The sequence below is a fragment of the Kitasatospora sp. NPDC058170 genome, from assembly GCF_042883905.1.
Lineage (GTDB): Bacteria > Actinomycetota > Actinomycetes > Streptomycetales > Streptomycetaceae > Kitasatospora.
In genome coordinates this window covers 1-12,502 of the sequence record NZ_JBHVUV010000032.1, presented here as the reverse complement: position 1 = coordinate 12,502, position 12,502 = coordinate 1, and the positions used below count along the sequence as shown (strand labels likewise).

At 71.5% G+C, this 12,502-nt stretch carries 10 protein-coding genes and 3 tRNA genes; 4 read left to right on the top strand and 9 right to left on the bottom strand.

What is annotated here, in order from left to right:
• Positions 1 to 101: 101 nt before the first annotated feature.
• From ACFVVX_RS30270 to leuC, 3 genes are all read right to left on the bottom strand, one after another.
• Complete coding sequence (locus ACFVVX_RS30270) at positions 102 to 449, bottom strand: hypothetical protein (RefSeq protein WP_387950220.1); 348 nt, start codon at positions 447 to 449, stop codon at positions 102 to 104.
• 225 nt (positions 450 to 674) lie between these two features.
• On the bottom strand, positions 675 to 1,271 hold the full coding sequence (leuD, locus tag ACFVVX_RS30265) for a 3-isopropylmalate dehydratase small subunit (protein ID WP_387950218.1): 597 nt from the start codon (positions 1,269 to 1,271) through the stop codon (positions 675 to 677).
• 5 nt (positions 1,272 to 1,276) lie between these two features.
• Positions 1,277 to 2,698 (bottom strand): 3-isopropylmalate dehydratase large subunit, encoded by a 1,422-nt coding sequence (gene leuC, locus ACFVVX_RS30260; protein ID WP_387950216.1) that lies wholly within the window; start codon positions 2,696 to 2,698, stop codon positions 1,277 to 1,279.
• A gap of 231 nt (positions 2,699 to 2,929) precedes the next feature.
• On the opposite strand from leuC, the gene ndgR reads away from it, so the two are divergent.
• Complete coding sequence (gene ndgR / locus ACFVVX_RS30255) at positions 2,930 to 3,643, top strand: IclR family transcriptional regulator NdgR (protein WP_148642806.1); 714 nt, start codon at positions 2,930 to 2,932, stop codon at positions 3,641 to 3,643.
• Between the two features lie 110 nt (positions 3,644 to 3,753).
• Here ndgR and ACFVVX_RS30250 read toward each other — a convergent pair.
• From ACFVVX_RS30250 to ACFVVX_RS30225, 6 genes are all read right to left on the bottom strand, one after another.
• Positions 3,754 to 3,828: transfer RNA gene (locus ACFVVX_RS30250), tRNA-Gln, on the bottom strand.
• A 60-nt stretch (positions 3,829 to 3,888) separates the two neighbouring features.
• A tRNA-Glu gene (locus ACFVVX_RS30245) sits at positions 3,889 to 3,964 on the bottom strand.
• 49 nt (positions 3,965 to 4,013) lie between these two features.
• Positions 4,014 to 4,085, bottom strand: a tRNA-Gln gene (locus ACFVVX_RS30240).
• Positions 4,086 to 4,298: 213 nt separating this feature from the next.
• Positions 4,299 to 5,798: a glutamate--tRNA ligase gene (gltX, locus tag ACFVVX_RS30235; RefSeq protein WP_387950215.1), complete on the bottom strand. Its 1,500-nt coding sequence runs from the start codon at positions 5,796 to 5,798 to the stop codon at positions 4,299 to 4,301.
• Positions 5,791 to 6,591, bottom strand: a complete 801-nt coding sequence (locus ACFVVX_RS30230; protein ID WP_387950213.1) for a fumarylacetoacetate hydrolase family protein — start codon at positions 6,589 to 6,591, stop codon at positions 5,791 to 5,793. The genes gltX and ACFVVX_RS30230 overlap by 8 nt, the downstream gene beginning before the upstream one ends.
• Before the next feature lie 248 nt (positions 6,592 to 6,839).
• Complete coding sequence (locus ACFVVX_RS30225; protein WP_387950211.1) at positions 6,840 to 7,061, bottom strand: hypothetical protein; 222 nt, start codon at positions 7,059 to 7,061, stop codon at positions 6,840 to 6,842.
• A 628-nt stretch (positions 7,062 to 7,689) separates the two neighbouring features.
• Here ACFVVX_RS30225 and ACFVVX_RS30220 point away from each other — a divergent pair.
• The 3 genes from ACFVVX_RS30220 to ACFVVX_RS30210 all read left to right on the top strand — a co-directional run bounded on the left by ACFVVX_RS30220 (position 7,690) and on the right by ACFVVX_RS30210 (position 12,452).
• Positions 7,690 to 11,451, top strand: coding sequence for a nitrate- and nitrite sensing domain-containing protein (locus ACFVVX_RS30220; protein WP_387950208.1), 3,762 nt, complete (start codon positions 7,690 to 7,692; stop codon positions 11,449 to 11,451).
• A gap of 10 nt (positions 11,452 to 11,461) precedes the next feature.
• Positions 11,462 to 11,875: a roadblock/LC7 domain-containing protein gene (locus tag ACFVVX_RS30215; protein WP_360642581.1), complete on the top strand. Its 414-nt coding sequence runs from the start codon at positions 11,462 to 11,464 to the stop codon at positions 11,873 to 11,875.
• 151 nt (positions 11,876 to 12,026) lie between these two features.
• The gene (locus ACFVVX_RS30210) at positions 12,027 to 12,452 is read left to right on the top strand and encodes a DUF742 domain-containing protein (protein ID WP_387950206.1); all 426 of its coding nucleotides are present in this window, start codon (positions 12,027 to 12,029) and stop codon (positions 12,450 to 12,452) included.
• The last annotated feature ends 50 nt before the right edge of the window (positions 12,453 to 12,502 follow it).

The window sequence follows — 12,502 nt, the reverse complement described above, 5'->3', positions numbered from 1 at the left end:
TCCATCCGTTCATTTCGCACGTTAGGTATGTATCTGCGGACTTTCAATTACCAAACGCGCGAATCACCCTAGTGTCGCAATGGATTTGCGCGTCGGCGACCTCAGTCGACGGGCGGGCGCCCCTCGTCGAGGTCCTGCACAAAGCGACTCAACCGCCGTGCCGCCCCCGGAAGATCGCGCTTGGCGGTCTCGGTGACGATCAGCAGTTGACGGGTGAGAGCGGTCTTTGCATCGGCAGACACGTTCAGCGCATGCACGCGGGCGTGAGCTTGCTTCAACCGCTCGGCCACAAGCGCGTAGAGCGCTGCGACTTCCGGGTCGTCCAGCCCCTCAGCAGGTGAGGTGGCGGCGTCCGGCCGGTCGTCAATTCGGCGTTCGGCTCCCCGGCCCGTGGACTCCGGTGACGCGGGTTCGCCGCCCGCGTACGGAGGTTCATGGTGCCGGTGCATGTACTGATTGTGCCATCTACCCGCAGTTGTGCTTGCCCGGGCCCCTCTGCGGCAATGCCAAATCGGCAATCGGGGTCCGGTCGTGGTCCCGAACTCCTGCTCCGCAACGGCGGATGGCCCGCCCCCCCGAGGGGGGAGGCGGGCCATCCGGCGGAACGTCAGAATGCTTGTTCTCAACGGACTCTCGGCGAACCGGCCGATCCGTCGCGAACCGGCGGCGGACTCTCAGGCCACCGGGAGCGTACGCGGCTTGAAGGACGGCCGGGTCGCCTCGAAAGCCGCGATGTCGGACTCGTTCTGAAGGGTGATGCTGATGTCGTCCAGGCCGTTCAGCAGCCGCCAACGGACGTTGTCGTCCAGCTCGAAGGCGGCCGTGACGCCCTCGGCGCGCACCTCGCGGGCCTCCAGGTCGACGGTGATCTCGGCGGTCGGGTCGGCCTCCGTGAGCTCCCACAGGCGCTCCACCGTCTCCTGCGGCAGCACGACCGTGAGCAGGCCGTTCTTCAGCGAGTTGCCGCGGAAGATGTCGGCGAAACGGGAGGAGATCACGGCGTGGAAGCCGTAGTTCTGGAGCGCCCAGACGGCGTGCTCCCGGGAGGAGCCGGTGCCGAACTCGGGGCCGGCCACCAGGACCGTGGCACCCTCCCGCTCGGGGCGGTTGAGGATGAACGACTCGTCCTTGCGCCAGGCCTCGAACAGCCCGCCCTCGAAACCGGAACGGGTGACCTTCTTCAGCCAGTGGGCCGGGATGATCTGGTCGGTGTCGACGTTGCTGCGGCGCAGCGGAACGGCCCGGCCGGTGTGGGTGGTGAACTTCTCCATGCTGCTCAGGCCTCCACAGCGACGTTGGACGGGAGATCGACGGGCGCGGCCAGTCGGCCGAGCACCGCGGTCGCGGCGGCGACCTGCGGGGACACCAGGTGGGTGCGGCCGCCCTTGCCCTGCCGGCCCTCGAAGTTGCGGTTCGAGGTGGAGGCGCAGCGCTCGCCGGGAGCCAGCTGGTCGGGGTTCATGCCCAGGCACATCGAGCAGCCCGCGTGGCGCCATTCGGCGCCGGCGGCGGTGAACACCTTGTCCAGGCCCTCCTCGACGGCCTGCAGGGCGACCCGGACGGAGCCGGGGACGACCAGCATCCGCACCCGGTCGGCGATCCGGCGGCCCTCCAGGATGGCGGCGGCGGCGCGCAGGTCCTCGATCCGGCCGTTGGTGCAGGAGCCGACGAAGACGGCGTCGACCTCGACCTCGCGCAGCGGGGTGCCGGCCTCCAGGCCCATGTACGCCAGGGCGTTCTCGGCGGCGGTCCGCTCCTGCGGGTCGGCGAAGGACGCCGGGTCCGGCACGTTCGCGCCGAGCGGGGCGCCCTGGCCCGGGTTGGTGCCCCAGGTGACGAACGGGGTCAGCTCGTTCGCGTCGATGAAGATCTCGTGGTCGAAGACCGCGTCCTCGTCGGTGGCCAGGGTCTTCCAGTAGGCGACCGCGGCGTCCCAGTCCTCGCCCGCGGGGGCGTGCGGGCGGCCCTCCAGGTAGTCGAAGGTGGTCTGGTCGGGGGCGATCATGCCGGCCCGGGCGCCCGCCTCGATGGACATGTTGCAGATGGTCATCCGGGCCTCCATGGAGAGGCTGCGGATGGCCGAGCCGCGGTACTCCAGGACGTAGCCCTGGCCACCGCCGGTGCCGATCTTCGTGATGATGGCCAGGATCAGGTCCTTGGCGGTGACGCCCTCGGGCAGCTCGCCCTCGACCGTGATCGCCATGGTCCGGAAGGGGGCCAGCGGCAGGGTCTGGGTGGCCAGCACGTGCTCGACCTGGCTGGTGCCGATGCCGAACGCCAGGGCGCCGAACGCGCCGTGGGTGGAGGTGTGAGAGTCCCCACAGACCACGGTGGTGCCGGGCTGGGTCAGGCCCAGCTGCGGGCCGACCACGTGCACGACGCCCTGCTCGACGTCGCCGAGGGAGTGGATCCGGACGCCGAACTCGGCGGCGTTCCGGCGCAGCGTCTCCAGCTGCACCTTGGAGACCGGGTCCGCGATCGGCTTGTCGATGTCCAGGGTCGGGGTGTTGTGGTCCTCGGTGGCGATCGTGAGATCGGTACGGCGGACCGGGCGGCCGGCCAGGCGCAGGCCGTCGAAGGCCTGCGGGCTGGTCACCTCGTGGAGCAGGTGCAGGTCGATGAAGAGCAGGTCGGGCTCGCCCTCCGCGCGCCGCACGACGTGGTCGTCCCAGACCTTCTCTGCGAGTGTCCGTCCCATCGGATTCCCTCCAGCCGGCCGCGTTGCCGGCCTTCTCGTGTCGTCGAGGTCAGTGCTTTCGCCGCCCTGTGAGGCACGCGTCGCGCGACCTGCACGCCGGATCGGTGTCCACGATGCGGACACCTTGTCGAGGCCGCATCCTGGATGTCTCCCGGGCTGCTGCATCCAGAGTGGCGCTTTTCCCGGAAGATTGAACTTGCGTCTCGCGGACTGAGACTGCAGTCTTAGGGCATGGACAACTCTAGCGGCGTCGGCGTTCTCGACAAGGCCGCTCTGGTGCTGAGCGCACTGGAGTCGGGCCCCGCCACGTTGGCGGGGCTGGTCGCCGCCACCGGTCTGGCGCGGCCCACGGCCCACCGGCTCGCCGTCGCACTCGAACACCACCGACTGGTCACCAGGGACATGCAGGGCCGGTTCATCCTCGGCCCCCGTCTCTCCGAACTCTCCGCCGCGGCGGGCGAGGACCGGCTGCTCGCCACCGCGGGCCCGGTCCTGACCCACCTGCGCGACGTCACCGGCGAGAGCGCACAGCTCTACCGCCGGCAGGGCGAGATGCGGATCTGCGTCGCCGCCGCCGAGCGGCTCTCCGGTCTGCGGGACACCGTCCCGGTCGGCAGCACCCTGCCGATGAAGGCCGGCTCCGCCGCCCAGGTCCTGCTCGCGTGGGAGGAGCCCGAGCGCCTCCACCGCGGCCTGCAGGGCGCCCGCTTCACCGCGACCGCGCTGAGCGGTGTCCGGCGCCGCGGCTGGGCGCAGTCGATCGGCGAGCGCGAGCCGGGGGTGGCGTCCGTCTCCGCGCCGGTGCGCGGCCCCTCCAACCGTGTGGTGGCCGCCGTCTCGGTGTCCGGCCCGATCGAGCGCCTGACCCGCCACCCGGGCCGGCTGCACGCCCAGGCCATCATCGAGGCCGCCAACCGGCTCACCGAGGCCCTGCGCCGCGGCTGACCCACCTCCCCCGAACCGGAAAGGGCCCGCTCACCTCGTGAGCGGGCCCTTTCGGGAGAAAGTCCGGGAAATGCAAAAAAGCCCCGGTGACCGGGGCTTCCTTCTTTATCTGGCTGGGGTACCAGGACTCGAACCTAGACTAAATGAACCAGAATCACTCGTGCTGCCAATTACACCATACCCCAACAAAGCATCGAGCCGATGGGCACGCCTTTCACAAGGACATGCCATCGGCTTTCCTGCTCTGGTACCCCCGACCGGATTCGAACCGGCGCTACTGCCGTGAGAGGGCAGCGTGCTAGGCCGCTACACAACGGGGGCTTGTACTGCTTGATACTACATCGGTACTGCGGTGGTGCTGGGTACTGCGCTGGGGTACCAGGACTCGAACCTAGACTAAATGAACCAGAATCACTCGTGCTGCCAATTACACCATACCCCACCGGAGTTCAACCCCTCGACGGGGTCTTGCTCGGCGCTGCTCCGGCCGTTCGGTCCTGACGAGGTTTCTGGTCCCTCGCCGTTCCCTCCCGGGCGGCGCAGAAAGAACATTACCCGATGCCGGGCGCCGCTCCAAAATCGATAACCGCAGGCAGGGCCGGGGACGCCGCGGGCCCGGCACGCTGCCGGGCCCGCGACCTGCTCAGAGCCCGCCTCAGGAGGCCGGGACGGCCGCCAGGGCGGCGGTGAGCCGGCGCAGCGTCTCGGGGCGCCCGAGCAGCTCCATCGACTCGAACAGCGGCGGGGAGACCCGTCGGCCCGTGACGGCCACCCGCAGCGGCGTGAAGGCGAACTTGGGCTTGATGCCCAGTCCGTCCACCAGTGCCTCGCGCAGCGCGGCCTGGATCGGCTCCGGCGAGAAGTCCGCCAGCTGCTCCAGCGCCGTGATGCTGGCCTCCAGCACCGGACGGGCGTCGGCCGTGAGGACCTTCGCCGCGTCGTCGGGGTCGAGGGCGAAGTCGGCCGGGTCGACGAACAGGAAGCCGGCCATGCCGACGATCTCGCTCAGCACGACCATCCGCTCCTGGGTGAGCGGGGCCACCTTGGCCAGCAGCTCCAGCTGCTCGGCGGTCGGCTCGGCCGGCAGCAGCCCGGGGGCCTGCAGGTACGGCACCAGGCGGCGGACGAAGTCCTCCGGGGCCAGCCGGCGCACGTGCTCGGCGTTGATGTGCTCGCACTTCTTGAGGTCGAAGCGGGCCGGGTTGGCGTTGACGTCCGCGATGTCGAACGCCTCGACCAGCTGCTCCACCGAGAAGATGTCGTCGTCCGCGGAGAGCGACCAGCCCAGCAGCGACAGGTAGTTGAGCAGGCCCTCGGGGATGAAGCCGCGCTCGCGGTACAGGTTGAGCGAGGCCTGCGGGTCGCGCTTGGAGAGCTTCTTGTTGCCCTCGCCCATCACGTACGGCAGGTGGCCGAAGCGCGGGGTGGTGCCGTTGCCGACGCCGATGTCCGCGAGCGCCGCGTACAGCGCGATCTGCCGGGGGGTGGAGGAGAGCAGGTCCTCGCCGCGCAGCACGTGGGTGATGCCCATCAGGGCGTCGTCCACCGGGTTGACCAGGGTGTAGAGCGGCGCGCCGTTGGCCCGGACGATGCCGTAGTCCGGCACGTTCTCCGGCTCGAAGGTGAGCGTGCCGCGCACCAGGTCGTCGAAGGAGAGCGTGCGGTCGGGCATCCGGAAGCGCAGGATCGGCTCGCGCTTCTCCAGCTTGTAGACGGCGACCTGCTCGTCCGTCAGCTCGCGGCAGTGGCCGTCGTAGCCGGACGGCCGGCCGGCCGCGCGGGCGGCCTCGCGGCGGGCGTCGAGCTCCTCGGTGCTGCAGTAGCAGTGGTACGCGTGGCCGGCCTCGTGCAGGCGGCAGGCGACGTCGGCGTAGATGTCCATCCGCTGCGACTGCCGGTACGGCGCGTGCGGGCCGCCGACCTCCGGGCCCTCGTCCCAGTCGAAGCCCAGCCACTTCATGGCGTCGAGCAGCTGCTCGTACGACTCCTCGGAGTCGCGGGCCGAGTCGGTGTCCTCGATCCGGAAGACCATCGTGCCGCCGTTGTGGCGGGCGAAGGCCCAGTTGAAGAGGGCCGTCCGGACCAGGCCCACGTGCGGGTTGCCGGTCGGGGACGGACAGAAGCGGACCCGGACAGTGGGGTCGGTGTTAGCCACGCTTGATCACCTTGTTGGCGAGAGTGCCGATGCCTTCGATGGAGACGGCGACCTGGTCGCCGACGTTGAGCGGGCCCACCCCTGCGGGTGTGCCGGTGAGGATGACGTCGCCGGGCAGCAGCGTCATGGCCTCGGAGATGTGGACGATCAGCTCGGCGACCGAGCGGACCATCTGGGAGGTGCGGCCGGCCTGGCGCAGCTCGCCGTTGACCGTGCAGGTGACGGCGAGGTCGGCCGGGTCGAGGTCGGTCTCGATCCACGGGCCGAGCGGGCAGGAGGTGTCGAAGCCCTTGGCGCGGGCCCACTGGCCCTCGCGCTGCTGGACGTCGCGGGCGGTCACGTCGTTGGCGCAGGTGTAGCCGAGGATCACCTCGGGCACCCGGTCCAGCGGGACCTCGCGGCACATCCGGCCGATCACCACGGCCAGTTCGGCCTCGTGCTGGACGTCCGAGGAGAACGGCGGGTACGCGATGGACTCGGTCGGGCCGATCACCGCCGTGGACGGCTTGAAGAAGGTCAGCGGGACGGCCGGGACCTCGTTGCCGAGTTCGGCGGCGTGTGCCGCGTAGTTGCGGCCGACCGCGACGATCTTGTTGGGGAGCATCGGGCTGAGCAGCCGGACGTCCTGGAAGCGGTAGCTCTCGCCGGTCGGCTGGGGCTGCCCGAAGGGGTGGCCGGCCAGCGCGTGGACGACCAGTGACTCGGGCTGGGCGGGGTCGCCCTCGACCACACCGAAGGAGACGCTGCCGGCGGCAGGGCTCCCCTCCCGGACGGAAAACCTGGCAATGCGCACGGCTGGGCTACCCCTCGCTTCGTCGGCCGCCCGGGGCGCGCCCGGGCGCTGGTGGGCGCCGCGCCGTCCTGGCCGCGGGCCCGCTCAATCGTCGACCAGGCTATCGCGTGAGCCCCCGCCTGCCCGCTTTGCCCCTGTTCAGCGGGGTTGCGCCCCGAGTGCCCGCCCCGCGGGCGACAAACCACGAAGGGCGCCGCGGCCGCACTGTCCGTGCGGCCGCGGCGCCCTTCGCCCGGGGTCCGGCGGTGTCAGTCCTGCGGGACGGCGACGACCGGGGCGACCATCAGCTTGGTGCGGCGCGGGTTGGCCGTGTTCGCGGGCAGCTCGGTCGCGTACGTCGCGACGTCCGCGGAGCCGCGGGCGCCGGGGATCTTGCTGAAGTCCTCGACCGAGGCCAGCGTCGTCCGGCGCGGGTTCGCCGTGGAACGGCTGGACAGCGTGGACGTGGTGGCCGTGTTCGCCTGGGACATCGCGTCAGCACCTCGGGGGTTGCGGCCGGGCGGATCCAGACGGATCGGCCGAGGCCTGAGTGATTCGGGGAGTTTGCGGGCAGGCTGAATCGAGGCCGTGCTCCGGACAGCCAGGTTACGGATCTCTTTCCACAGCCACCGTGACCAAAGCTACACATTGGCCTGTGATTTTGCTCACTAATTGAAGAGCAATTCTCTTATATCCGACATATCGCTTCATCAGGTTTTACCGACATAGCGGCAATAACGGACAAACCGGAACCACTGCACTTCCAGTTGATCTCGGGTCGGCTTGGCATGTATCCGGCGAGTGTCCGAAAAATGCGGTATTCCGGTCCGGTTACCGCACAGTCAGTGAGACTGTGCAAGCAGTCGGTAGCGCCGCGCGGTGTGCCTTGGCGGCCCTTGTTGGGATTCCCCGGCTGTGCTGGAATGCCACGGACCGTGGGTAGGGAGTAGTCCACCCCGGTGACCCGCTCTCCCGGACCGGCCGGGGTGCGGAGGAAACTCGACACCGTCCAGGCCGCGGCGACGCGGTGGGACGCCCGGTCCAGAGGTTGCGACGCCAGTGCAGGGACGTTTCAAAAGGGGTAGCGGCGCCGCGGGTGACCCGGAGTCGCGTGAGCCAATGGCAGCCCCCCAGCAGGCGGCGACGCCCGGCGGTCCGGCCGAACCGGTGCCCGACGGGCCCGGCCGCCCGGAGGTCGACGGGCCCGAGGACCGGAAGTCCGCCCGGGACAAACTCCGCAAGACCCTGACCAGGCGCCGCGCCAAGGGCATGAGTCGGCTCGCGATGCGCAACTGGCGGATCCGTACCCGCCTGATCGCGCTGCTCGCGCTGCCCGTGCTCGTCGCCCTCGTCCTCGGTGGTCTGCGCATCCAGACCTCGCTCGAGACCTCGCAGCAGCTCGCCCAGATGGCCAACCTCTCCGATCTGGCCAAGAAGGCGACCAGCCTCGCCGACGCGCTGCAGACCGAGCGGGACATCAGCGCCGGTCCGATCACCAAGGACCCGAACGCCACCCTCGACGACGAGATCACCAACGCCCGCAAGATCACCGACGATCTCAGCCGCACCTTCACCGCGTCCTCGGACAAGTTCGAGAACCTCGAGCTGTCCGGCGGGAAGGCCCTGCTCTTCCAGGTCCGCAAGGACCTGAACTCGATCGCCGACGCCCGCAACACCCCGTACCAGAACAACCAGAACATCCAGGCCACGATCACCGCGTACGACGTGATCATCCGCGACCTGCTGTCGATCACCCAGGACATCGCGCTCGCCTCCAACAACCGCGACCTGGTCCGCGCCACCCGCGCGCTCCAGCAGTTCTCGCTGGCCAAGAACGCCACCTCGCAGCAGCGCGCCCTGATCAGCGCCGCGCTCGCCAACCCGAAGGCCCCCGACCTCAGCCTGAGCGACGAGTCCTTCGGTATCCGCCTGCGCGCCTCCTACGACAACGCGCTCACCAGCTTCAACAACATCTACACCTCGCACGACCTGGACAACCTGCGCGGCCAGCTCAGCTACAACTCGGTGGTCGCCGACGCCGACCGCTACTCGCGCTCGATCCTCCAGCAGAGCGGTATCCGCCAGACCGAGCCGCGCTCCTACAAGGACTGGTACGAGCAGTCCTCCGCCAAGATCACCGCCGAGCGGCGCATCGAGGCCAAGCTGATCGAGGACCTGGACGGCAAGGCCCAGGAACTGCAGTCCGCCGCCGACACCGAAGCCCTGATCATCGGTGCCGCGGTCGCCCTGGTGCTGCTCGTCGCCCTCGGTGGCGCCGGTCTGATCGCCCGCTCGATGGTGCGCTCGCTGACCCGGCTGCAGACCGCGGCCGAGGACGTCGCCGAGCGGCGGCTGCCCGAGCTGGTCAAGACGCTCTCCGAGAGCGACCCGCACGACGTCGACGTCACCGTCGAACCCGTCGGCGTCGACTCGTCCGACGAGATCGGCCACGTGGCCCACGCCTTCGACATGGTGCACAGCGAGGCCGTCCGCCTCGCCGCCGAGCAGGCCCTCCTCCGCGGCAACATCAACGCGATGTTCACCAACCTCTCGCGCCGCAGCCAGGGCCTCATCCAGCGCCAGCTGTCGCTCATCTCGGAGCTGGAGAGCCGCGAGGCCGACCCGGACCAGCTGGCCAACCTCTTCAAGCTGGACCACCTCGCGACCCGTATGCGCCGCAACGGCGAAAACCTCCTCGTCCTCGCCGGTGAGGACCCGGGCCGCCGCTGGACCCGCCCCGTGCCGCTGGTCGACGTGCTCCGCGCCGCCGCCTCCGAGGTGGAGCAGTACGAGCGCATCGAACTCGCCGCGGTGCCCTCGGCCGAGGTCGCCGGCCGCGTCGTCAACGACCTCGTCCACCTGCTCGCCGAGCTGCTGGAGAACGCCACCTCGTTCTCCAGCCCGCAGACCCGCGTCCGGGTCACCGGCCACGCCCTGCCGGACGGCCGGGTGCTGGTCGAGATCCACGACACCGGTATCGGCCTGAGCCCCGACGACCTCGCCGACATCAACGAGCGGCTGGCCAACCCGCCGACGGTGGACGTCTCGGTCTCCCGCCGCATGGGCCTCTTCGTGGTCGGTCGCCTGTCGCTGCGCCACGGCATCCGGATCCAGCTGCGTCCCAGCGACTCCGGCGGCACCACCGCGCTCGTCATGCTCCCGGTGGACGTCACCAACTCCGCCGACCGCCGTGCCCCGGCCCGGCCCGGTTCGGCGCAGGCCAAGCAGCAGCGCGGGGTCGCCCCGACGCCGCGCCAGCAGCGCCAGGTGCCCGGCGGCCCGAACGGCGGCCCTGCCGCGCTCGGCCAGGGTCCGGCGGGCGGTGCCCCGCAGGGCCGTCCGCAGCTCGGCCAGGGCGGCCCGGGTGCGCCCGGCGCCCCGACCGGCCCGGGCGGCTTCGGCGGCAGCCCGAACGGCCCCGGTGGACGGACCGGCGGCGGTCTGCCGACCCGTCAGGTCGGTCAGTCGCTGCGCGGCGAGACCCCGCCGGCGCAGAACCCGCAGGGCGGCCTGCCCCCGCAGGGCCCCGGTCGCCAGGGCCAGCCGCAGGGCGGCCCCGGTGCGGGTCAGCCGCAGGGCGGCCCCGGCGCCGGCCTGCCGCGCCGCGGCCAGCAGCCCGGTCGTCCGCAGCCCGCCCAGGGCCGCCCCGACGGCGCCCGGCGCCCCGGCCCGGAGCGTGCGCGCCCCGGTGACGGCGGCAACGGCGCCCCGGGCGCCCGTACCGGCGAGCAGCCGCAGCACGGCTGGGCCGACCAGTCCGGCCGTCCGGGTGCCCCGCAGGGCAGCCGCCCGGGCAACCGGCCGCAGGACGGCCTGCCGCAGCGCCGACCGGCCGGCCAGGGCCCGCAGGGTGCCCAGGGTCCGCAGGGCGGCCCCCAGGCCCCCCAGGGACCGCAGGGCCCCGGCGGTCAGGGTCCGCAGGGCCCCGGTGGCCAGGGTCCGCAGGGCCCGCGCCGCCCGCAGCGGCCCGGCCCGGACGCGCCGCAGCGCACCCGCCAGCAGCAGCTCCCGCAACAGCTCCCGCAGCAGGCCCAGCCGCTGCCGCCGGCCGAGTCGGCGTCGACGGAGAGCACCCAGCAGTTCGCCCGGCCGCGCTTCGAGGCCAGCGAGATCGACCCGCGCGACCCGCTGGGCCTCGGCCTGGTCGAGCCGGTGCTGCCGAGCGTGCCGAACCCGGCCCGTCCGGAGCCCGTCCGCCAGGAGCAGGTCCGGCCCGAGCCGGCCCGCCAGGAGCAGTACCGCCAGGAGCCGATGGCCCTGCCGACCGGCCCGTCCGACGGCGGAGCCCACGGCGGCGCGCCGCTCTTCCAGCCGGCCGAGCAGGCCTGGCCCCAGCAGGGCCAGGACCCGCAGGCCCGCCCGCGGCCGTACCAGCCGCGCCGCCCCGGGACCACCGCGCCGGACGCCCAGCAGCCGGCCCAGCCGCAGCCCCAGCAGCCGGCTCCGGCCCAGGCCCAGCAGGCTCCGCAGGGCCAGCAGGGCCCCCAGGGCCCGCAGGGTCCGCAGGGCGGTCCGGGTGACGCACCGTGGCGCCCGTCGGCGAACGACGAGCGCTGGCGCCGGGCCGAGCAGGTCCGCGAGCCCTCCACCAGCGGTGTCACCATGTCCGGCCTCCCCCGGCGGACCCCGCAGGCCAACCTGGTCTCCGGTACCGCCGAGGCGTCCCCGCTGACCGGTCCTCAGGTCTCCCGCGCCCCCGAGGAGGTCCGCGGCCGTCTCACCAACCTGCGCCGCGGCATCCAGCAGGGCCGCCGGGCCGGGGCGGAGCAGTCCGCGGGCCAGGGCAACCAGCAGGGCAATCAGCATGGTGCCCAGCAGCCCGGGTTCGATAGTTTCGGAGGCCGGACCGACGGCAACGGCGCAGATCATCAGGAGCGTTGAGTTGAATCAGATGAGCCAGGCCGCACAGAACCTGAACTGGCTGATCACCAATTTCGTGGACAACACCCCCGGGGTGTCGCACACGGTGGTGGTTTCAGCCGACGGCCTCCTGCTGTGCATGTCGGAGGGTTTCCCCAGGGACCGCGCCGACCAGCTCGCCGCCGTCGCCTCCGGCCTCACCTCCCTCACGTCCGGCGCCAGCCGGATCTTCGAGGGCGGCGAGGTCAACCAGACCGTGGTCGAGATGGAGCGCGGCTTCCTGTTCCTGATGGCCGTCAGCGACGGTTCCTCGCTCGCCGTGCTGGCCTCTCCGGACTCCGACATCGGCCTCGTCGGCTACGAGATGGCACTGCTCGTCGACCGGGCCGGCGCCGTTCTCACCCCCGCACTCCGCGCAGAGCTCCAGGGCAGTCTGCTGCACTGAGCGGACACCACACCGTCCCACCTCCCCGCCGGGTCTGACCCGACCAGGCCCGGCGCTTCACCCTCAGCTACCCTCAGGCAGCTGATTTCGCCTCAGCTGGTATTGCCCCAGCTGGAACCGGCTGCCCAAGGCTGCAGCACAAGGAGGACCCATGACCCCGCCTTCGACACCCGCCGGCTCGTACGGCAGCGGGTACGGCAGCGGCTACGGCGGGCAGCAGTCCGACGGCTACGAGCAGCAGCCGCTGGTCCGCCCGTACGCGATGACCGGAGGCCGCACCCGGCCCCGGTACCAGCTCGCCATCGAGGCGCTGATCTCGACCACGGCCTCCGCCGACCGGACCGGCGGCCTGCTGCCGGAGCACTCCCGGATCGTCAGCCTCTGCCGTGAGGTCAAGTCCATCGCGGAGATCTCCGCACTGGCCGGCGTGCCGCTCGGAGTGGCCCGCATCCTCGTGGCCGACCTGGCCGAGGCCGGCCTTGTCGCCATCCACCAGCCCGCCGCTGCGGGCGAGTCGGGCGGAACGCCCGATGTCACGCTGCTCGAAAGGGTCCTCAGTGGACTTCGCAAGCTCTAACGCGGCCGCCCCCACCCGCGCGACCACCTCCGCGAAGATCGTCGTCGCGG